Genomic DNA, 19,887 nt, shown 5'->3' with positions numbered 1-19,887 from the left:
CGGCCGGCGAAGCGGTCGGGACGAGGCACCCTCGCTGCGAGCGCGCCCCGACTCCGGCCCATGGCACTGCCGCTGACGGTGCGTCAGTGAGCGGCCCCCGCTCACTCGCCCTTGCGGCCGACGCCCGCGTAGACCCAGTACTCCGACGGGTTCTCCGGGATCTCGTCCTCGGAGTCCGGGCGCCACAGGGGGACGTAGGTCAGACCGGGTTCGACGAGGTCGAAGCCGTCGAACAGGCCGAGGATCTCGTCGTGGGAACGGGCGGTGACGGGCGAGGTGGCCTTGGAGCGGTACAACTGGCCCACGGCCGCGGCGGTGTCCGGGCGGTCCTGGTTGGTCGCGTGGCTCAGCGCCAGCCAACTGCCGTCGGGCAGCGCGTCACGGAACGCGCCGACGATGCCGGCCGGGTCCTCGGCCGGCGTGATGAAGTGCAGGATCGTGATCATCAGGACGGCGACCGGCTGCTCGAAGTCGATCAACTTCCTTACCTGCGGGGCGGACAGGACCTCGGCGGGCCGCCGGATGTCGCCGTCCACGATGTCCGCGTCCGGGTTGTCGGCGAGGAGGGAGGCGCTGTGCGCGACGGCCACCGGGTCGTTGTCGACGTAGACCACGCGGGCGCCGGGGCCGGCCGCCTGCGCGACCTCGTGGACGTTGCCCTGGGTGGGGATGCCCGAGCCGAGGTCGATGAACTGCCGTACCCCGGAGGCGACCAGGAAGCGCACGGCCCGGCCGAGGAAGTCGCGGTTGGCCCGGGCCAGGGTGCGCACCTGGGGGTCGATCGCCGTGAACGCCGCCAACGCCTCACGGTCTATGGCGAAATTGTGTTCGCCGCCCAGCATCGCGTCGTACATCCGGGCGACGCTCGCCTTGTCCGGATCGATCCCCTGCGGCAGACCTCCACTACCCGGCACTGCAACTCCTCTTCGCCCGAAGATCCTTGACGAGTCATCATATGATTGCCGTCGAACGCACGGCAGACCGCATGCCCCACGCCACGCGGCCGGTCCCCACCCGGAAAGGCACGACCCTGCGGAACGAACAACCGCGCAGTCACTACGGTGACGCACCCCCTGCCGGGCCCCCACGCCGCAGGCAGTCCTTCGCCCCCGCCGCGGACGTGATCGGCTCGGAGCTCGATCTGCGGCTGACCGGCACCCATGTGGTGCACGCGCTGACACCCGGGTTCTGCGACGCGGCCTCGGTGTATCTGCTGGAGCGGTGGGTGCTTGAGGAGAACGCCACCCCCGCCGTGGATCCGGCCCAGATCGAGGCGCGCCGGCTGGCGGTGCGGGTGGGCACGGAGGCGCACGAGACCTGGGAGGGAGTGCTGCCGGTCGGTGAGGTGATCGTCTTCCCGCGCGAGACCCCGTACGCGCGCGCCCTCGCCACCGGGCACACCCAGATGCTCGACGGGGTGGACACGCACACCTCGCAGCGGCTGCTGGCCTCCGCGGGCGGGGACCCGCAGCGCGTGGACGATCTGCTGCGGACCGCGTCCTTCCTCGTGGTTCCGCTCCAACTCCGCGGCGCCACCGTCGGGTTCATCGCCTGCACCCGCGGCCCGGAGCGGGGACCGTTCCTGCCAGGCGAGGCCGTGGCCGTGGAGTCGCTGGCGGCCCGGGCCGGTGTGGCCCTGGACAACGCGCGCCGCTACGAACGCGAACGCCGCACCGCGCTGGCCATCCGCAACAGCCTGCTCCCCGACCCGGCCCAGGAGTTCCCCGGCTGCCGCATTGCCCACGGCTATCTCCCCGCCGGCCAGGGCAACATCATCGGCGGCGACTGGTTCGACGTACTGCCGCGCCCCGGCGGCCGGGTCGGTCTGGTCGTCGGCGACGCGATGGGCCACGGCCCCGACTCCGCCGTCGCCATGATCCAACTGCGCACGGCCGTACGCACTTTGGCCCGACTCGACATGGAACCGGCCGAACTCATGCGCCGCCTCGACGAGTTGGCCTACGACACCCCGGGCGCGTCCTTCGCCACCTGCATATACGCCGAGTGGGACGCGGGATCGCACACCTGCACCCTGGTCGGCGCCGGGCACCCTCCCCCACTGCTGCGCGGACCCGAGGGACCGGCCGCACCCGTCACCCTCGCCAGCGCGGGACTGCCGCTGGGACTCGGCACCGGCAACTACGAGGCCACGGTGCTGACCGTCTCCGAACCGTCCCTGCTCCTGCTCTACAGCGACGGACTGGTGGAGTCCCGGCACACCGACATCGACCAGGAGATCGCCCGGCTGGCCGCGGCCCTCGACACGGCCGCCGCCGAAACCGTGCCGGCCGACTGCCCGGACGCGTTCCCCGCGCTGTGCGAGCGGCTGCTCCGCTCCCCCGGCCAGGCGCCGGGAGCCGACGACCGCACGCTGTTGCTGGCCGAGTTGACGCCCGCGACCACCTGAACAGGCCGCGGACGTCCTCGCCCCCTCCATCGCCCGGACTCAGCGCCCTGTCGGCAGCATGGCCCACACGGCCTTGCCGCCGGTGAGCGCCGACCGGTCGACTCCCCAGGTTTCCGCGAGCGCCTGCACGATGAGCAGCCCGCGCCCGCTCTCGTCGTCGACACACGGATCGCAGCGGGAGAGGCCGCCGCCGGTGTAGTCGTGGTCGTGCACCTCGATGCGCAGACAGCGGTCGTCGACGATCCCGACCCCGCACAGGAGCCGCGAACTGGGGGTGTGACACACGCCGTTGGTGGCCAACTCGGAGACGAGCAGCACCGCGTCGTCACGCACGCTCTCGGGCAGGCCCCACTTGGCCAGTTGCGCGCCCATGGCGTGGCGGGCGACCCGGACGCCGGAGCGGTGCGCCGGAAGTTCCAGCCAGTGCGCCAGGTCGGGGCTGGCGACGTCTAAAAGCTGCGGGGAGGGAGTCGTGTGGGGGGACACGGTGGTTCGCCTTCCATCGGGGGCGGACGCAGGCGGGAGACGCAGGTCATCGGCAACAGGCGCGCCGGAGTAGGGGGTTCCGGCGGGAGGCCTAGATCACTGACACAAGTAACTATGCCCATAGGTCAGTTCAAGCTGCAACCGGCTCCCTGATAATTACAGAACGGCGATTTCTGTCTGGCGGCATCAGCAAGTCGCTGTCAGACTGGCGCCGGTGACAGTCCCTCAGGAGGTTGGGCGTGAGCGAAGCTCGTTCGGGTGGCGGCACCGGCGCACCCACGGTTCTGCGCATGATCCTCGGCCGACGGCTGCAGGACCGGCGGCAGAACGCGGGCGTGTCCCTGGAGGACGCGGCCAGGGCCCTGCGGGTGACGTCCCTGACCATCCGCCGCCTGGAGAAGGCCGAGGTCGGCCTCAAGCCGCTCTACGTCGAGAAGCTGCTGGAGACCTACGGCGCCGACCGCCAGGAGATCGAGGAGTTCGTCACCCTCGCCGAGCGCGCCAACCGGCCCGGCTGGTGGCACGACTACCGTGATGTGCTGCCCGGCTGGTTCACCGCCTATGTGAGCCTGGAGACCGGCGCCAAGACCCTGCGTACCTATGAACCCCACTACGTCACGGGACTGCTCCAGACGTACGACTACGCGCGTGCCGTACTGAGCGGCGGCTTCCCGAACGACAACGACGAAGACCTCGAACGGCGGGTGCAGTTACGTCTGCGCCGCCAGAGTCTGCTGGAGAGGCCGGACTCGCCCACGCTGTGGGCGGTGCTGGAAGAAGCCGTGCTCCACCGGGTGGTGGGTGGCCCCGCGGTCATGCGGGACCAGATAGACCGGCTCCTGGAGGTCTCGGAACTGGACCACGTCAGTGTTGACATCGTCCCGTTCTCGGCGGGTGCCCACGTGGGGGCGTGCGCACCCTTCACCTATTTCCGGTTCGAGGAACCGGAGCTGCCCGACGTCGTCTACAGCGAGATCCTCTCCGCCTCCATGTATCTGGACCAGCGATCAGACGTCGCGGCCCATCTGGAGGCGCACAACAGGATGTCGCTGCTGACCTCGTCCGCGGACAGCAAGGCGCTCTTGAACCGCATGCGCAAGGAGTACTCATGACCACCACCGACAACACGGTCTACAACGGGATGCCCGCGTCGAACCTCGGCGAGCAGGGCTGGGAATGCCCCTGGAGCGGTCCCAACGGCGGTCAGTGCGTGGAGACCAAGCAACTCGCCGACGGCCGTGTCGCGTTGCGCCAGTCGACCGACCCCGCAGGACCCGCGCTGATCTACACGCCGCAGGAGATGGCCGCGTTCGTCGACGGAGTCAAGCGCGGCCTGGCCGACCATCTGATGGCCGGCTGAACCAGACCACGGGCGTGAGGAACTGGAGCCGGCCCGGCTGCGACCTGCCCGAGACGCCGATGCACACCACTTGAGAGGGACAGCATGACCAACCCCCACGCCGCGCGGGACATCGACACCAGCAGGCCGCACTCCGCCCGCATGTACGACTACTACCTGGGCGGCAAGGACCACTTCGAGGTCGACAAGCAGGCGGCCGAGACGGTCGCGGCGGCCTACCCGGCCATCTTCGTCTGCGCCCGCGAGAACCGCGCGTTCATGCACCGGGCCACCCGTGTCCTGGCCAGGGAGCACGGCATCCGGCAGTGGCTCGACATCGGCACCGGCATCCCCACCGAGCCGAACCTGCACCAGGTCGCCCAGTCCGTGGTCCCCGAGGCCCACGTGGTCTACGCCGACAACGACCCCCTGGTCCTCAAGTACGCCGAGCGGCTGATGCGCAGCACCCGGCAGGGTCGCACCACCTATGTGCAGGCGGACGTCAACGACCCCGAGACGCTCCTCAACGCCCCGGAGCTGGCCGAGGTACTGGACCTCGACCAGCCGGTCGCGCTCTCCCTCAACGCGCTCCTGCACTTCGTGACCGACGCCCAGGACCCGTACGGGCTCGTGGCCCGCCTGCTGTCGGTTCTCCCGTCGGGCAGCGCCCTGGCCATCAGCCACTGCACGCCCGACTTCGACCCCGCCACCTGGGAGAAGGTGACCTCGATCTACACCAACGCCGGGACACCGGTGCAGTTCCGCTCCCAGAAGGACGTCTCCCGCTTCTTCACCGGGCTCGACCTGCTCGAACCCGGCATCGCGGTCGGCCACCGCTGGCGCCCCGACGCCGCCGACGAGGAGTCCGTCACGGCGGAGCCGCCCACGGACGCCGAGGTCAGCCTGTGGACCGGGGTGGGCATCAAGCCGTAACCCATCTTCCGCGGGCCCCTGGGCAGTTGCCCCGGGGCCCGTAGTCATGTGCGGGGGCTGCGGAGCCGGAGACCGGCCGCAGGGCACCCGCGACGTCACGTGCTGGAAACCTTGACGCGCACGATGCCGGATGCCACGATTCCGGCGCCGAAATGTTTACGTAAACATCACCCCGATCCCCACACCGAGCCCACCGGGCACCAGGACGGCGAGCCGATCCCACCCGTCCCGCCCGGCATCTGTTCCGACGGCCGCTCAGCCGCGCGCAGGCCCCGCCATGCGCCGAGTCGCCATTCCTGAAAGGGCAAGTCGATGCGCACCATCCCCGCCAGAAACCGCGTCACCCCTCGTCTGCGGGCCACCTTCGTGGCCGTCGCGATCGCCGCGGTCACCGGCACCACGCTGGCCGGCAGCCCCGCCTCCGCCGCGCCGAGCACGAACACGTCCCAGTTCAAGGGCGTCAACTGGGCCGACCCGCGCGACAATTACGCCGACGACCCGGTCGTCCTGTCCGGCCTGTCGCTCACCGACACCTACGCCCAGACGTACACCAAGGCGACCCGCGTCATCGCGGCGTTCCGCGCCAATCTCGGCGCCAACACGGTGCGGCTGCCCATCAACCCGTACACGGTGAACGGCAGTTACTGGAAGTCGTACCGCGGTGTCATCGACGCTGCGACGGCACAGGGCTTCAAGGTCATCGTCTCGTACTGGGAGGGCACGGGCGCCAACAAGGACGGCTTCATCGACGATCCCGCCACGTACTGGCCCATGTGGAACACCGTGGTCAAGGCCTACCAGCACAACCAGCGCGTCTACTTCGAGCCGATGAACGAGCCCCACGGCTACACCGACGCCGAGTGGGTCGACCTCGCCGCCAAGTGGCTGGACACCTACTCCTCGGTGCCGCGCAACCGGGTCTTCGTCAGCGGCGCCGGCTACAACGACCACGTCACCACGGTCTGTGCCGACCCGCGCCTGAAGGGCACGTATCTCTCGCTGCACCACTACGGGTTCTGGAAGAGCTACGCCACCTACGACCAGTGGGCGAGCGACCTCAAGGAGCGCCTCGGTGACTGCGCGAACCGGACCGTGGCCGACGAGTTCGGCGCCCCGATGACCACGGGCCTGAACTACAACGTGCCGACGCCCGACGACAATTCGGTCAACTTCATCCAGGCCGACACCGACGTCTTCCGCGAACTCGGCATGGGTTCCGTCTACTGGCCCGGTCTGCGCACCGACGACACGTACTCGATCCAGAAGCTCATCGGCGACGCGGCCCGCCCCTGGCTTGCCACGACCAACCAGTCCGGCGCGGACCGCCTTGCCTGGGCGTGGGGGCGGGGGCGGCCGGTCAAGTCCTGACGCCGCGACCGAGGCAGGTGGCCCGGTCGTGCCCGTGAGATGGCGGGCGGGGACGGATCGCGGCACCCGGCTCATGGTGAACGGCTCGGCGGGGTAAGGGAGTTCATGGTCAGCGTGCTGGAGACAGCGCCAACCTGCGCCGTTCCAGGTCGATTTCGGTGACGACGACCGTGAGCTCGTCGCCCACTTGAAGGATGCCCTGCGCCGTCTCCACGGGCATCTCGGTCAACTCCCGTAGATGGACCAGTCCCTCGATGCCGTCGGCGACCTGGACGAAGACGCCGAACGGGACCACCTTGGTGACCTGTCCGTGCAGTGTCCGGCCCACCGCGACCCCTTCGGCGAACACCGCGAAGGGGTCCGGCCGCATCGCCCGCAAGGACAGCCGTGCCTCTCCGTTCCAGTCGTCGAACTGGAGGAACTCGCACGCGACATGCTGTCCGACCCGAACGACGTCCGAAGCCGCTTCGATGTGCCGCCATGACAGTTCGGGGATCGTGATGAACCCGACGCCGGGGAAGACCGGATGGTCAGGGCCGTCGTCCAGCGACACGAACACACCGAACCGCTCGATCGCGGCGACCGTCCCGGAAAGAATCTCGCCGGGTCGACGTGAGGTCAGAAACGCCCAGAGTTCCGGGTTCTCCGTAGCGGTCATCGCCAGCCGCACCCGGCTCTCGTCCAGCTCTACGGCCACCACCTCAGCGGTGATCCGCCGGCCGACCTCCGCGGCCACAGCCGTCTTCCAGCGCCAGGAGACGTCTGCCTGCCGGACGGTGCCCAGTGCGCGTGCGGAGAACCCGTCCAGGGTGACCACCACCCCCTGAGACCGCGTGACATCTACGACGGTCCCGCCGCAGATGTCCCCCACGTGTATCCCTGCCAGGAATTCCCTGGCCGCCCGATCGTCCGCCGCTGCCCCCATGCCGTTCAGCCTTTCATGGGGAGCCCTGTCGGGATCAACACCTCATGGGCAACAAACCTTGCCTGTGAGGCTCAGATCATCCACGAGAAACCCCGTCCGTCGACACTAAGCGGTGGTAGGTTCTCCACTTACCGAGCGGCAGCCGGAACGCATCCCGCCTGCTCTTCGCGCGGAACCACAGACGGGAAAAGAAATGACCGACCAGGAGTCAGTCGTACTTCCGCCCCACGTCGACGACCCCGAATTACTGCCACCCGGAGTGGAGGCCCCCGCCGAGGGGAGCCTGCTGACCTACTGGCAGGATCGCGTGGGCCAGCATGTGCATGATTCGTACGCCGGCGTCCGTCTCATGAAATTCCCCGAGGACCTGCGGATGTTCGAGCATCTGCTGTGGCTTTCCCGGGCGCAGGTCGTCGTGGAACTCGGCACCCATTCAGGAGGCTCGGCGCTGTGGTTCCGGGATCGACTGCGGACCATGGCCGCCTACGGTCTGATTCCCCAGGACATCCGCGTGATCTCCGTCGATCTCTCCCAGAAGAACACGCATGACGTCCTGGCCGCGGCCGACAGCCGTTACGCCGAGCACATCACCCTGCTTGAAGCAGACATCCTCGACGAGGGCACCAGTTTCGAAGTCGCCGAGCACATTCCGCAGGGCGCACGCTGTCTCGTGGTGGAGGACACCCGGCACGCCTACGAGACCACGCACGCGGCACTGCGGCACTACTCCCGGTTCGTCCCCGACGACGGCTTCTTCGTGGTCGAGGACGGTCTCATAGACTCTCCGGAACTGTGCGTGCACATCAAGCCCCCTGGTGAGACCGGCGGGGTCGTGTCGGCGGTGCGCGACTGGCTGGCCGGCGATCAGGGGCAGTTCTTCCAGGACAGGCCGGACCTGAACAGATATGGGATTTCCTGCCGCAATATGTGGTTGCGCCGCAAAGCGGTGACAACCTCTGACTGACGGTCAGTCCTCTCCAGCCTTGACGGCGGCGACCTCTCGCATTTCCGTGATCCTGCCGTCGAGGATGGAGAAGATCGACGTCACCCGGAATTCCTCCCGACCGGCCGCCCCGGCGATGACGGCGTGATCGTCGCTTCGCGTACGGATCAGGATGTCGTGCTCGATGACGACTCTGTCTCCCGATTCCAGGTACGTGTAGTACGGCTCACGGACCTCCACCTTCTCGTACAGCTCGGGAAAGACCTGGAAGTGCTTCCGCAGCGCCTCGATTCCAGCCGCCTTGACCCGACCGAAGGTGACGATTCGCCCGTCATCCGCCCAGTAGCGGTGAATCTCGTCGAGGGCGCCGCCTTTCTCGATGTCACACAGACCTGAGATCCACGTGTACATCCCGTGGAAGAAATCCCGATAGCGCTCAGTCGTACCCATGGCCGCAGAGTGATCCTTTCGTGCCCGGAAACAATTCCGACTCCTGCCGCAGGGCAGGGCCGACGATCATCTTGGTCGCCGCACAAGAACCGTAACGCGCCCCTTGGTCGCCGCACAAGGGGCGCATCGCCACGGCTTGACATCTTGGTCACTGACCAAGTTCACTGGCCTTGTTGGTCAGCGAACAAGACCGGGACTCACCCGAGGAGGAAGATCATGCCGAAGACGTGGTTCATCACCGGAGCGTCGAAGGGGTTCGGCCGGGAGTGGGCACAAGCCGCGCTCGAACGGGGCGACCAGGTCGCCGTGACCAGCCGCTCGACGTCCGCCTTCGACGACCTGGTCGCCAAGTACGGAGACGCGGTGCTGCCGCTGCGGCTCGACCCCGCCGACCGCAGGAACGCGTTCGAGGCCGTGCAGGAGACGATCGACGAGTTCGGTGCTCTTGACGTGGTCATCAACAACGCGGGCTACGGCCTGTTCGGCATGACCGAGGAGGTGACCGAGCAGCAGGCCCGCGAGCAGATCGACGTCAATCTGTTCGGCGCGCTCTGGGTCACCCAGGCGGTGCTGCCGCACCTGCGCGCCCGCGGGTCCGGCCACATCATCCAGGTGTCGTCCATCGGCGGCGTCGTTTCGCTGCCCGGACTCGGCATCTACCACGCGTCCAAGTTCGCCCTGGAGGGCTTCACCGCGAGCCTCACCGCCGAGGTGAAGGACTTCGGCATCAAGGTCACCCTGGTCGAACCGGCCGGATACGCCACCGGATGGGCCGGGCCCTCCGCGGTGCAGGCGGAACATCTGCCGGCCTACGACGACTTCCGCGCGGCCATGACGCGGATTTCCGCGCGGCGCGGCGATCCGAGCGCGACGCGAGCGGCGATCCTCACCGTGGTCGACGCGGAGCAGCCGCCGCTGCGGATCTTCTTCGGTGAGGGGCCCCTGGAAATGGTCACCAAGGAGTACCGGGCGCGGCTGGACGAATGGCACAAGTGGGACGACGTCTCGAAGATCGCGTTCGGAGCCTAGGACGCAACAGGGGCACGACGTCGCTCACTTCCACCCCCAAAACTCACCCGCGGTCGCGACCATGCGTGTGTTATGAATCTTCACGCGTGACCGATATGACAAGAAGACAGACAACCATTCGACCGGCCAACGGGTGAGGGCCGGTCGGGGTCGCCGATGCCGGGGTCCGCTCCCCGGGCTGCGGTGATCTTCCTGCCCCAGGAGGACCTCCCGCATGTTCCGACGTATTGGCAATACGGTCGTCCGACATCCCGTCTGGACGATCGTCGCGTGGCTGATCGCGGCGGTGGCGATTGTCGCCACCGCTCCAGGCCTGCCCTCCAACAGTGACGAGAGCAGTTTCCTGCCCAAGAGTTACGAGTCCATCAAAGCGGCGGATCTGCAGGTGAAGGCGTTCCCCAGCGCCTTCACCCCGTCCGCCATCGCGCTGTACCAGCGCACCGACGGCGGCAGACTCACCGCCGCCGACAAGAAGGACGTCGCCCGGATCACCACCGAACTGGGCGAGAAGCACATCGACCAGGTGCAGAAAGTGGTCCCCGGCCAGCCGTCCAAGGACGGCCGGTACACCATGTCCCTGGTCCAGATGGACAGCAAGAACGCCGGCCAGCCCGTTCAGGCTGATGCCGCGAAGGTGTTGCGCACGGACGTGAAACAACTGGTCAAGGGCACGGACCTGGAGGTGAAGCTCGGCGGTTCCGCCGCGCAGGCCCTGGATCAGCAGGACTCCTCCAAGCGCGGCGAGGCACTCATCGGTATCGGGACCTTCGTCATCATCCTGGTGACGCTCCTGATCATCTTCCGGGCGCCGATCCTCGCCTTCCTGCCCCTGCTTCTGATCGGTGTGGTGGCGGCCATCGCCAACGGGCTGATCGCGTACGCCACCAAGCTGTTCGGCCTGCAGGCCAACAGTTCCGTCTCGTCGATCCTGATCGTCGTGCTGTTCGGTGTGGGTACGGACTACTTCCTGTTCCTGATGTTCCGTTACCGAGAACGGCTGCGGGCAGGTGACGAGCCGAAGCAGGCCATGATCAACGCGGTCGCCCGGGTCGGCGAGGCCATCGCGTCGGCGGCGGGCGCGGTCATCATCGCCTTCCTCGCGCTGGTGCTGTCCACGCTGGGCTTCCTCAAGCAGATGGGTCCGGCACTGGCCATCGCGGTCAGCGTCACCCTGATCGCGGGCCTGACCCTGATCCCGGCCGTGGTGTCGCTGATCGGGCCGAAGGTCTTCTGGCCTTCCAAGTCGTGGCAGCGGGAGCCGGAGAACGCCCGTTTCGCCGCCCTCGGCCGCGGTGTCCGGCGCCGTCCCGCGCTGACCGCCGCGCTCTCCGGCCTGGTTCTGGTCGCCCTGTCGCTCGGCACCCTCGGTTACAAGGCCACCTTCGACCTGGCCTCGGGTTCCATGCCCAAGACCAAGGAGTCGATGGTCGTCCAGGACGAGATGCAGAAGGCGTACTCGGCGGGTGCCGCCGCGCCCACCGACGTCTACCTCTCCAGCGCCGACGGCCGGCCGCTCGACCGGAGCACCTTCGCCGCCTACGCCGAGAAGCTCGGGGCCGTGGACGGTGTCGCGAGCGCCCGGATGAGCCAGGTCAACAAGGGCGGGACCACGGCGGACTTCACCGTGACGCTGAAGTACGAGGCTTCGACGGAGAAGGCGATCGACGCCGTGGGTAGGGTGCGCGAGGTCGCGCACTCCGCCGCTCCCGACGGCACCGAGGCCCTGGTCGGCGGCATGTCCTCGATCTACAAGGACATCAACGCCGCGGTCAATCACGACTACCGGACCGTCTTCCCCGTCGCCGCCCTGCTGATCATGCTGATCCTGGGACTGGTGCTGCGCAGTGTCGTAGCGCCCTTGTACCTCATGGCGTCGGTGGGTCTCGGCTTCGGCGCCACACTCGGCGCCACCGTCTGGATCTTCCAGGACGCTCAGGGGCACCCAGGTCTGATGTTCATGCTCCCGGTGATCATGTATCTCTTCGTGGTCGCCATCGGCACCGACTACAACATCCTGATGATCGCCCGGCTGCGCGAGGAGGCCCGTGAGGGTCGCGATCCGCGCGAGGCGGCGGGTATGGCCTTGCGGCATGCGGGGCCGACCGTGGCGGCGGCCGGTTTCATCCTCGCGGCGACCTTCGCCACGATGATGCTGGCCGGCAACGCGCTGCTCACCGAGATGGGTTTCGCCGTCTCCTTCGGCATCGCCGTCGCCGCGTTCGTGATGGCCATGTTCTTCACGCCCAGCCTCACCGCCCTGATCGGTCACGCGGCCTGGTGGCCCGGCCATGCCGACCGCGCCCGGGAGACAACGCCCGCTCCGGGCACCGATTCCGGCGTCTCCGGCAGTGCGGACCAGGACTCGGTCGCCCACGATCCGGCAGGCCGACGCGGCTAGTCACGACCCCAGGGCCTGTCCGCCGCCCCGACAACCGGCGGACAGGCTTCGGGTGCCGGCGCCGTGCAACTCCCGCACACCGACGCCGAGTTCACCGACCATCATGCCCACCGGCCATCGACCGTCAGCTGATCGGTACGGCATCCGAGGCCGACGGCGACGGAGCGCCGGACGCGGTTCCGGTGTCAGGGCACTCGGGGTCCGTCGATGGAGCCGGACCGGAGCACACACCCTCAACTCCCGGAACCGGGCCTGGGTCTGGTCGTCGGGGCCGACTGAAGGATCTGCTCGATGCCGAAGGCGAAGCGCTCGCCGTAGTCGATCGAGATGTAGTCCTCCAGCACCGAATGGAGGCCGGGGAAGTGCTGCTCGTTCACCGATTCCCGCAGCCGGTCGTGGAACGCGGCCGGTGTCGCCTGCTCCTCCTGGACGAGGCCGAGGGTGAAATAGAAAAGGCTCCAGGACGTCCACGCGGCCGACTTACGGGTCGGGCATCCCTCGAAGAGGACGGTCACCAGTCGTTCGGAGAAGGCCAGCGTGTTCGGCTCGACGGGAAATGTTCCGGCGACGAGCAGGGCGCCGTCCCGGTGGCCGAGCATTGCCTGCCGCAGCCGCCGGAGCAGTTCGGCCACTTGCTCGCGCCAGTCTCCGTGCAGGTCTTCCAGGTCGACCTCGCCCATGACGGACTCCGCCATCAGGCCGAGCAGCCGGTCCTTGGTCCGGATGTGCCACATGACCGTGTTCATTCTGACGCCGAGTTCGGCTGCCACCGCCCTCGCGGACAGTTTGGTGATGCCGTCTCTTTGCAGGACATCGAATGCGGCCTGGACGACACGGTCGAGCGTGATACCGACCTTGGTTCGGGCAGCGCCTGGCGTCTTGGTCACTGATCAATGCTACCCGGGCGGCCGGCGCCGGTCGGTCACAGGGTCGCGACCACCTCGATCTCGACCAGATAGCCCTCCGCGAAGAGCGTCTCCACGCCCACGCACGTGCTCGCGGGCGGCGTCTGTCCCGCCTCTCGGCAGCCGGCGATGAGGGCGATCAATGCGTCGGCGTGATCAGGGTCGTACCCCACGAGGTGAATAGTCTCCTTGACGATTTTGCTACGGCTCGAACCCCCGGCAGCCAGCACCACGTCGATGTTCTCGTAGGCCTTGGTGAACTGCGCGGCCAGGTCGCCTCGGCCGACGAGTTTCCCTTCGGCGTCCCACGCGACCTGTCCGGACGTGTAGAGGAGACCCAGGTCGGGGACCGCCAGGCCGTGGGAGATCACACCGGTCAGGGGCGGCAGTTCAGCGGGATTCAGCGCGATGATCGAAGACATGGCGAGGCCTTCCCTCTTGCCAGGAGAATGGGTGTTTCCGTCATTCCCGCGCAGTACGCAGCGGGTGTTCGCCTAACTGCGGCGTGACGCCGGGATGGGGTGTCGCATCGGAACGGTCGCCGCCGTCGACGCGATCAGCACGGTGGCGTCGGCATCGTCATTGCTGGTGAGACGATGCTCCTTCGACGAGTCGAAATGCACCGAATCCCCGGAATTGAGCTGCAGCGATACCCCCGAGATATCGAGAGTGATCGCCCCCGACACGACATGCAGCCATTCCTCGCCGACATGCCGCGCGGTCTTGGTGTGTTTACCGGCCGCCAATTCGACCCGGATGACGGACATCGTCTCGCGAGGCCCGCTCAGTACGGTGTAGCGGCCGTCCTGGCCCTCACGCGTCATCGCCTCGTCGGCGCGCACCAGATGGAAGTCGTCCTGGTCGGGCTCCTGCACCAGTTCGCTGATGGATACGCCGTAGACGCGGGCGATCTGCAGCAGGCTGCCGATGGACGGCTTGCGTACGCCCTTCTCCAGGCGCGAGAGATGCGCCGAGGAAATGCCGGTCTGTTCGGCCAGTGTCGTCAGGGTGATGCCCCGCTCGCCTCGCATGTCCTTGAGGCGTTGGGCAACCCACAGATCAGTGTCCTCGATCGACATTCCCGCACGATAACATGCCTGTGAGGCAAATGAGCCCGCCTGCCAGGTACATCGGACGGGGCCCTTACGCGAGCTTCAGCAGTTCCTGCGCGAAGCCGTCCGGGTGCGTCAGCAGGCCGACATGGGTGACGCCGGACAGGGCGACGACCCGGAACCCGCGTTTCTCCGCCGCGGCGGCCACCTCGGTGAAGAAGTCCTGATCGGCACAGTAGATATAGGTGACGGGCTTGGCTGCCAGAACCTCTTCGCTGCCGGGCCCGAGTGGTTCCTCGTGGGTGAACCGCGGCATCGGTGTCATCCTGCTCGACAGCCATGCCGCCCCCTCCTCGTCCGCACCGAGCGCCCCGGTGTCGAGCGGCGCCACCTCCCACTCGGCCGGCCCCCGCGCTTCGGCGAACGCCGACTCCAGCCAGGGCAGCATCCCGAACGCCGACTCACCGGTCACCGGGGCGAAGGCGTCCGCGTAGACCACCTGTCCGACCCGGTCGGCGGCGAGCGCGGCAGCGCCCGTGATCACCATTCCGCCGTAGCTGTGCCCGACCAGGATCGCGTCCCGCACCCCTTCGGATTCGAGGAGTTCGGCGATCTCGCGCGAGTGGACGCCCAGGCCGACGTCCGGCGCGGAGAGCTCGTGACGCTCGGCGAGACCGGTCAGGGTAGGGGTGAGAACCGTATGGCCGGCGCTCTCCAGCAGGGGGCGCAACCGGTCCCACACCCAGCCACCACCCCATGAACCGTGTACGAGTACGAACGTCGCCATAGCCCGCTCCTCCTGAGACTCCAAGGCCCCTCGGCCTTTCCCACAGAGTCACGGTCCAGCCCAACCAAGTCAACCTCCTTGGTAAAATAAATTACCTCTCAGGCCCTTAGGTCGACCGTCGCGACCGACGTCACAGCAGCGCCAGCCCCGGTTCGTGCAGGATCTCCGCGATACCGGCCAGCAGTTCGGAGCCCTGCCGGCCGTCCATCAGCCGATGGTCGAAGGAGAGCGCGAGTTGGGTGCCCCACCGGGGCACGATCCGTTCGTCCCCGTTGTCGTCCCGGACGACCCAGGGCATACGGCGGACGGCGCCCACGGCGAGAATGGCGGCCTCTCCCGGGTTGAGGATCGGGGTACCCGTGTCCACCCCGAACACCCCCACATTGGTGAGCGTGACGGTGCCGCCCGCCATGTCCTGCGGAGAGGTGCGGCCGGCTCGGGCGGCCGCGGTCAAGTCCGCCAGCGCCTGGGCCAGTTCGCGCAACGACATCCGGTCCGCGCCCTTGATGTTCGGCACGACCAGGCCGCGGTCCGTCGCCGCCGCCACCCCGAGGTTGACGTAGTGCTTCAGGACGATCTCCTGCGCCACCTCGTCCCAACTGGAGTTCGCCTCAGGGGTCTTGGCCAGCGCGATCACCAGGGCCCGGGCGAAGAACAGCAGCGGGGTGACCCGCAGATCCCGGAACTCCCTTCGCCCGGCGACCAGTTCACGCAGCCGCATGGTGGCGGTGACGTCGACGGTGATGAATTCGGTGACGTGCGGTGCGGTGAAGGCGGAGGCGACCATGGCGGCGGCCGTGTGCTTGCGTACACCGCGGATCGGTATGCGTGTCTCGGCCGGTCGCGCCGTGTCGGGGGCCGGGGTGGGAATGGTCTGCGGGACCGTGCGCCGGGCGGCCTCGCGCACGTCCTCGCGGGTGATGGTGCCCCCGGGGCCGGTGGGGGCGACAGTGGTGAGGTCGACCCCGAGATCCTTGGCGAGTTTGCGGACCGGCGGTTTGGCCGCGGGTCGTGCGACCACCTGGTCCGGACGACTGGTCTCGACTCCGGCCTTGGCTCGGTCCTCGGCTCCGGCCTCAGGCGGCGAAGTCCTGTGCTGCGGTGCGGCGGAGCGCCTTCTGCGACGGCCGGCACCCGCGCCCTGCGGGCCGTATCCGACCAGCAGCGCCGCCTGTTCCGGCTCGGCCTCCGGCTGCCGCGTCGTCACACCGTCCGGTTGCCCGTCCGCCGCTTCTCCCGGTGGGCCGGTGTCGATCGTGATGAGCGGCTTGCCGACCGCCAGGGACTCCCCCACTTCCGCGTGGAGGGCGCTGACGACACCGGCGTAGGGCGAGGGGAGTTCTACGGCGGCCTTGGCCGTCTCCACCTCGACGATGATCTGGTTGACCTCGACGGTGTCGCCGGGCCGGACCGACCAGGCGAGGATCTCCGCCTCCGTCAGGCCTTCGCCGACGTCGGGGAGCAGGAACTGCTGCGGGCTCGTCACGGTGCGCCCCTTCCTAGTAACTCAGGCTGCGGTCAATGGCGTTGAGGATCCGGTCGACACCGGGAAGCCAGTCCGACTCAAGGCGGCTGGGCGGGTAGGGGGTGTCGTATCCGGTCACCCGCACGACGGGTGCTTCGAGGAAGTGGAACTCCTCGTCCTGCAGCCGTGCGGCGACCTCGGCACCGAACCCGTGGGAGGAGGCGGCCTCATGGACCATGACGGCCCGGCCGGTGCGGTGCACGGACGCGCGGACGGTCGTGGTGTCCCAGGGAGACAGACTCCGCAGGTCTACGACCTCCACGCTGCGCCCCTCCTCCGCTGCGGCCTCGGCCGCCTCCAGTGCGACCGGCACGGTGGGGCCGTAGGCGATGAGGGTCACGTCCGTGCCCTCGCGGCGGATCACGGCCCGGTCCAGGGGCTGGGGCGAGGCGGGGCCGATCTCTCCCTTGGTCCAGTAGTGCCGCTTGGGTTCGAGGAAGACCACGGGGTCGTCGTCGGCCACGGCCTGTTGGATCATGTGGAACGCGTCGTGCGGGGTGGAACAGGTGACCACTTTCAGGCCGGCCGTGTGGGCGAAGTACGTCTCCGGCGACTCCGAGTGGTGCTCGATCGAGCCGATGCCGCCGCCGTAGGGGATGCGGATCACCACGGGCAGGGAGATGCGGCCCGCCGAGCGGTGCCGGAGCTTGGCGAGCTGGGTGATGATCTGGTTCGCGGCCGGGTAGACGAAGCCGTCGAACTGGAGCTCGCAGACCGGCCGGTAGCCGCGCATCGCGAGTCCGATCGCCGCTCCGACGATGCCTGCCTCGCCCAGCGGGGTGTCGACCACGCGCTGGTCGCCGAACTCCTTCCGCAGTCCGTCCGTCACGCGGAACACACCGCCGAGCCGGCCGATGTCCTCACCCATGAGCAGGACCTTGGGGTCGTCGGTCAGGGCTTGGCGCAGGCCGTCGTTGAGGGCTTTCACCATGGAAACGCTCACTGCCGCTCTCCGTCCTGCGGCCCGGTGGAGACGAACTCCAGGTGCTCGCGCAGCTGTTGGCGCAGATCGGCGGGCATCTGCGCGTAGGTGTGCTCGAAGGGGGAGGCCGGGTCGGGCTCGGCCAACTCGCGGCATCCGGCGCGCAGTTGCTCGGCCAGGTCTCGCTCGCGCTGTTCGAGGTCGGTGAAGTGGTCGTCGGTCACCGCGCCCGTGGACCGCAGATGGGCGCCCAGTCGCTCCAGCGGGTCCCGGGCCGCCCAGTCCTCGGTCTCGGCGGCGGGCCGGTAGCGGGTCGCGTCGTCGGCGGTGGTGTGGGCGTTGACGCGGTAGGTGACGGCCTCGATCAGCGTCGGGCCGCCGCCCGAGCGTGCCTGGTGCAGCGCCTGGCGGGTCGCGGCGAGACAGGCCAGTACGTCGTTGCCGTCGACGCGGATGCCCGGAAAGCCGTAGCCGGCCGCCCGTTGGGCTGCGGGGATGCGGCTCTGCACGCTGTAGGGGGCGGAGATGGCCCACTGGTTGTTCTGGCAGAAGAAGACCACCGGCAGGTTCTGCGCGGCGGCCCAGACGAACGCCTCGTTGGTCTCGCCCTCGCTCAGCGCACCGTCCCCGAGGAACGCCAGGACGGCCGTGTCGCGGTCGGGGTCGCCGTAGCCGGTGCTGTCGTCCCGGTGCAGGCCCATGGCGTAGCCCACCGCGTGCAGGGTCTGCGCCCCGATGACCAGGGTGTACAGGTTGAAGTGGTGGGCGTAGGGGTCCCAGCCGCCCAGTGTGGTGCCGCGGAAGAGGCCCAGCAGTGCGACCGGGTCGAGTCCACGGCACCAGGCCACGCCGTGCTCGCGGTAGGTGGGGAAGACCATGTCCTGGCGGCGCAGCGCGTGCGCCGCGCCGACCTGGGCGGCCTCCTGGCCGCGCAGTGAGGGCCACAGACCCAGTTCGCCCTGCCGCTGCAGAGCGATGGCCTCCGTGTCCAGTCGGCGGGTGAGCGTCATGTCGCGGTGCAGGGCGGGAAGGTCGACGGTCGCCAGGTCGAGCGGCAGCCGGTCGTCCGTGCTCAAGTTCCCTGACGCGTCGAGGAGTTGTATGGGTGGATCGAAGGGTGGTGTCCCCGACGGCGCGGGTTCGGTGGGTGCCATGAGTGGTCTCTTTCCGGGCGACGGACGGCGGGCGGCGGGCGATGTCGGGTCGAAATTCAGCGCGGGGGCATGCGCAGGGCGCCGTCGAGGCGGATGACCTCACCGTTGAGCATCGGGTTGTCGAGGATGTGGCTGACCAGGGAGGCGTATTCGTCCGGTGAGCCGAGCCGGGACGGGTGCGGCACCGCCGCTCCCAGTTGTGTCCGTGCCTTCTCCGGGAGTCCCGACAGCAGCGGGGTGTCGAACAGCCCCGGCGCGACGGTGACGACACGGATGGCCGAGTCGGCGAGATCCCGGGCCGCCGCCAGGGTCAGGGAGACCACCCCGCCCTTGCTCGCCGCGTAGGCGGCCTGGCCGATCTGCCCGTCGTAGGCGGCGATCGACGCGGTGCAGACGATGACGCCCCGGTCGCCGTTGTCCGGGGTGTTGCCGGCCATGACGGCGGCAGCGGCGGCGAGTACGTGGAAGGTGCCGAGCAGGTTGATCTCGATCACGCGCCGGAAGTCCTCGGCGGGCAGTGCTCCCCGCTTGCCCAGGATGCGGCCGGGTGTCGCGATCCCGGCGCAGTTCACGCCCGCGCGCACCGGCCCGTGCCCGGCCGCGTCCGCGAAGGCCTGCCGGACCCGGTCCGGATCGGTCACATCGGCCGGGACGAAGTGGGCGCGTTCCCCCAACGCGGCGGCTGCGGCCTTGCCTTGACTGTCCGGGAGGTCCAACAGCACGACCGTACGGCCCTGTCGGTGCAGCCGGTGCGCGGTCGCCCGCCCCAGCCCGGAGCCGCCGCCCGCTATGACGGCAACAGCGTCGTGTGGTGCCACGGTGCCCGCCTTTCTCAGGTTCGTTCTTCTCAAGTCCGTGGGAAACATGGCGTGTTCAGGAGCCGGCGAGATGGCGGCCGATGACCATGCGCTGGATCTGGTTGGTGCCCTCGAAGATCTGGGTGATCTTCGCCTCGCGCATATAGCGCTCCACCGGGTGCTCACGGACGTATCCGGCACCGCCGAGGACCTGGACGGCGTCGGTCGTCACGGCCATCGCCGTGTCCGTCGCGATGAGTTTCGCGATGCTGGCCTGCCTGCTGAACGGCTGCCCCGCGTCCTTGCGGCGGGCGGCGACCAGGTAGGTGGCGCGGGCCGCCTCAGTACGCGCCGCCATGTCGGCGAGCAGGAAGCCCACGCCCTGGTGCTCGATGATGCGGCGGCCGAACGTCCGGCGCTCGCGGGCGTAGTCGACCGCGTGGTCGAGGGCCGCCTGCGCGATGCCG

At 68.7% G+C, this 19,887-nt stretch carries 21 protein-coding genes; 8 read left to right on the top strand and 13 right to left on the bottom strand.

The genetic code is table 11. The features are described 5' to 3' along the window. Positions 1-101 precede the first annotated feature (101 nt). Positions 102-854 carry an SAM-dependent methyltransferase gene (locus R6V09_RS21155; protein WP_442810098.1) on the bottom strand — a complete coding sequence of 251 codons (753 nt, stop codon included), beginning with the start codon at positions 852-854 and terminating at the stop codon, positions 102-104. A gap of 131 nt (positions 855-985) precedes the next feature. Between R6V09_RS21155 and R6V09_RS21150 the strand changes: the two genes are divergently transcribed. Next, positions 986-2,407: a PP2C family protein-serine/threonine phosphatase gene (locus tag R6V09_RS21150; RefSeq protein WP_317882987.1), complete on the top strand. Its 1,422-nt coding sequence runs from the start codon at positions 986-988 to the stop codon at positions 2,405-2,407. 39 nt (positions 2,408-2,446) lie between these two features. On the opposite strand, the gene R6V09_RS21145 is transcribed toward R6V09_RS21150, so the two are convergent. Beyond that, on the bottom strand, positions 2,447-2,893 hold the full coding sequence (locus tag R6V09_RS21145; RefSeq protein ID WP_317882986.1) for an ATP-binding protein: 447 nt from the start codon (positions 2,891-2,893) through the stop codon (positions 2,447-2,449). A gap of 239 nt (positions 2,894-3,132) precedes the next feature. Between R6V09_RS21145 and R6V09_RS21140 the strand changes: the two genes are divergently transcribed. The 4 genes from R6V09_RS21140 (at position 3,133) to R6V09_RS21125 (ending at position 6,533) form a co-directional block, all read left to right on the top strand. Further along, positions 3,133-4,005 carry a helix-turn-helix domain-containing protein gene (locus R6V09_RS21140; RefSeq protein WP_317882985.1) on the top strand — a complete coding sequence of 291 codons (873 nt, stop codon included), beginning with the start codon at positions 3,133-3,135 and terminating at the stop codon, positions 4,003-4,005. Beyond that, a complete protein-coding gene (locus R6V09_RS21135; protein ID WP_317882984.1) occupies positions 4,002-4,253 on the top strand; it encodes a DUF397 domain-containing protein in 252 nt (83 codons plus the stop codon). The genes R6V09_RS21140 and R6V09_RS21135 overlap by 4 nt, the downstream gene beginning before the upstream one ends. An 84-nt stretch (positions 4,254-4,337) precedes the next feature. Further along, positions 4,338-5,165: an SAM-dependent methyltransferase gene (locus R6V09_RS21130; protein WP_317882983.1), complete on the top strand. Its 828-nt coding sequence runs from the start codon at positions 4,338-4,340 to the stop codon at positions 5,163-5,165. 312 nt (positions 5,166-5,477) lie between these two features. Continuing rightward, a complete protein-coding gene (locus R6V09_RS21125) occupies positions 5,478-6,533 on the top strand; it encodes a glycoside hydrolase family 5 protein (protein WP_317882982.1) in 1,056 nt (351 codons plus the stop codon). Between the two features lie 109 nt (positions 6,534-6,642). On the opposite strand, the gene R6V09_RS21120 is transcribed toward R6V09_RS21125, so the two are convergent. Beyond that, positions 6,643-7,458 (bottom strand): S1 RNA-binding domain-containing protein, encoded by an 816-nt coding sequence (locus tag R6V09_RS21120; RefSeq protein WP_317882981.1) that lies wholly within the window; start codon positions 7,456-7,458, stop codon positions 6,643-6,645. 259 nt (positions 7,459-7,717) lie between these two features. Between R6V09_RS21120 and R6V09_RS21115 the strand changes: the two genes are divergently transcribed. Next, a complete protein-coding gene (locus R6V09_RS21115) occupies positions 7,718-8,422 on the top strand; it encodes a CmcI family methyltransferase (RefSeq protein WP_317882980.1) in 705 nt (234 codons plus the stop codon). A 3-nt stretch (positions 8,423-8,425) separates the two neighbouring features. Here the strand turns inward: R6V09_RS21115 and R6V09_RS21110 are convergent, their stop codons facing one another. After that, positions 8,426-8,851 (bottom strand): nuclear transport factor 2 family protein, encoded by a 426-nt coding sequence (locus tag R6V09_RS21110; protein WP_317882979.1) that lies wholly within the window; start codon positions 8,849-8,851, stop codon positions 8,426-8,428. A 216-nt stretch (positions 8,852-9,067) separates the two neighbouring features. Between R6V09_RS21110 and R6V09_RS21105 the strand changes: the two genes are divergently transcribed. Further along, positions 9,068-9,880 carry an SDR family NAD(P)-dependent oxidoreductase gene (locus R6V09_RS21105; RefSeq protein ID WP_317882978.1) on the top strand — a complete coding sequence of 271 codons (813 nt, stop codon included), beginning with the start codon at positions 9,068-9,070 and terminating at the stop codon, positions 9,878-9,880. Positions 9,881-10,094: 214 nt separating this feature from the next. After that, positions 10,095-12,278, top strand: a complete 2,184-nt coding sequence (locus R6V09_RS21100) for an MMPL family transporter (protein ID WP_317882977.1) — start codon at positions 10,095-10,097, stop codon at positions 12,276-12,278. A gap of 233 nt (positions 12,279-12,511) precedes the next feature. Here R6V09_RS21100 and R6V09_RS21095 read toward each other — a convergent pair whose 3' ends face one another. From R6V09_RS21095 to R6V09_RS21055, 9 genes are all read right to left on the bottom strand, one after another. Then, the gene (locus R6V09_RS21095) at positions 12,512-13,165 is read right to left on the bottom strand and encodes a TetR/AcrR family transcriptional regulator (protein WP_317882976.1); all 654 of its coding nucleotides are present in this window, start codon (positions 13,163-13,165) and stop codon (positions 12,512-12,514) included. A gap of 35 nt (positions 13,166-13,200) precedes the next feature. Next, on the bottom strand, positions 13,201-13,605 hold the full coding sequence (locus R6V09_RS21090) for a RidA family protein (RefSeq protein WP_317882975.1): 405 nt from the start codon (positions 13,603-13,605) through the stop codon (positions 13,201-13,203). 72 nt (positions 13,606-13,677) lie between these two features. Next, positions 13,678-14,262: a helix-turn-helix domain-containing protein gene (locus R6V09_RS21085; RefSeq protein ID WP_317882974.1), complete on the bottom strand. Its 585-nt coding sequence runs from the start codon at positions 14,260-14,262 to the stop codon at positions 13,678-13,680. A gap of 64 nt (positions 14,263-14,326) precedes the next feature. Next, the gene (locus R6V09_RS21080) at positions 14,327-15,022 is read right to left on the bottom strand and encodes an alpha/beta fold hydrolase (RefSeq protein ID WP_317882973.1); all 696 of its coding nucleotides are present in this window, start codon (positions 15,020-15,022) and stop codon (positions 14,327-14,329) included. 130 nt (positions 15,023-15,152) lie between these two features. After that, complete coding sequence (locus R6V09_RS21075) at positions 15,153-16,508, bottom strand: dihydrolipoamide acetyltransferase family protein (RefSeq protein ID WP_317882972.1); 1,356 nt, start codon at positions 16,506-16,508, stop codon at positions 15,153-15,155. A gap of 13 nt (positions 16,509-16,521) precedes the next feature. Then, positions 16,522-17,478, bottom strand: coding sequence for an alpha-ketoacid dehydrogenase subunit beta (locus R6V09_RS21070; RefSeq protein WP_317882989.1), 957 nt, complete (start codon positions 17,476-17,478; stop codon positions 16,522-16,524). Between the two features lie 8 nt (positions 17,479-17,486). Then, positions 17,487-18,623, bottom strand: coding sequence for a thiamine pyrophosphate-dependent dehydrogenase E1 component subunit alpha (locus R6V09_RS21065; RefSeq protein ID WP_317882971.1), 1,137 nt, complete (start codon positions 18,621-18,623; stop codon positions 17,487-17,489). A 56-nt stretch (positions 18,624-18,679) separates the two neighbouring features. Further along, positions 18,680-19,441, bottom strand: a complete 762-nt coding sequence (locus R6V09_RS21060) for an SDR family NAD(P)-dependent oxidoreductase (RefSeq protein ID WP_317882970.1) — start codon at positions 19,439-19,441, stop codon at positions 18,680-18,682. Positions 19,442-19,496: 55 nt separating this feature from the next. Further along, the coding region (locus tag R6V09_RS21055; RefSeq protein WP_317882969.1) for an acyl-CoA dehydrogenase family protein at positions 19,497-19,887 on the bottom strand (391 nt) is incomplete at its 5' end.

The sequence above is a fragment of the Streptomyces sp. W16 genome, assembly GCF_033194735.1.
GTDB lineage: Bacteria > Actinomycetota > Actinomycetes > Streptomycetales > Streptomycetaceae > Streptomyces.
Note: the sequence above shows the minus strand (reverse complement) of the source record. Positions and strands in the feature narration are given on the sequence as shown.

Excerpts from the sequence above, each read along its gene's own strand:
- R6V09_RS21105 (WP_317882978.1), top strand. The coding sequence starts at position 9,068 with ATGCCGAAGACGTGGTTCATCACCGGAGCGTCGAAGGGGTTCGGCCGG.
- R6V09_RS21085 (WP_317882974.1), bottom strand. The coding sequence starts at position 14,262 with ATGTCGATCGAGGACACTGATCTGTGGGTTGCCCAACGCCTCAAGGAC.
- R6V09_RS21120 (WP_317882981.1), bottom strand. The coding sequence starts at position 7,458 with ATGGGGGCAGCGGCGGACGATCGGGCGGCCAGGGAATTCCTGGCAGGG.
- R6V09_RS21130 (WP_317882983.1), top strand. The coding sequence starts at position 4,338 with ATGACCAACCCCCACGCCGCGCGGGACATCGACACCAGCAGGCCGCAC.
- R6V09_RS21100 (WP_317882977.1), top strand. The coding sequence starts at position 10,095 with ATGTTCCGACGTATTGGCAATACGGTCGTCCGACATCCCGTCTGGACG.
- R6V09_RS21080 (WP_317882973.1), bottom strand. The coding sequence starts at position 15,022 with ATGGCGACGTTCGTACTCGTACACGGTTCATGGGGTGGTGGCTGGGTG.
- R6V09_RS21070 (WP_317882989.1), bottom strand. The coding sequence starts at position 17,478 with ATGGTGAAAGCCCTCAACGACGGCCTGCGCCAAGCCCTGACCGACGAC.
- R6V09_RS21065 (WP_317882971.1), bottom strand. The coding sequence starts at position 18,623 with ATGGCACCCACCGAACCCGCGCCGTCGGGGACACCACCCTTCGATCCA.
- R6V09_RS21155 (WP_442810098.1), bottom strand. The coding sequence starts at position 854 with ATGTACGACGCGATGCTGGGCGGCGAACACAATTTCGCCATAGACCGT.
- R6V09_RS21125 (WP_317882982.1), top strand. The coding sequence starts at position 5,478 with ATGCGCACCATCCCCGCCAGAAACCGCGTCACCCCTCGTCTGCGGGCC.
- R6V09_RS21150 (WP_317882987.1), top strand. The coding sequence starts at position 986 with ATGCCCCACGCCACGCGGCCGGTCCCCACCCGGAAAGGCACGACCCTG.
- R6V09_RS21110 (WP_317882979.1), bottom strand. The coding sequence starts at position 8,851 with ATGGGTACGACTGAGCGCTATCGGGATTTCTTCCACGGGATGTACACG.
- R6V09_RS21090 (WP_317882975.1), bottom strand. The coding sequence starts at position 13,605 with ATGTCTTCGATCATCGCGCTGAATCCCGCTGAACTGCCGCCCCTGACC.
- R6V09_RS21135 (WP_317882984.1), top strand. The coding sequence starts at position 4,002 with ATGACCACCACCGACAACACGGTCTACAACGGGATGCCCGCGTCGAAC.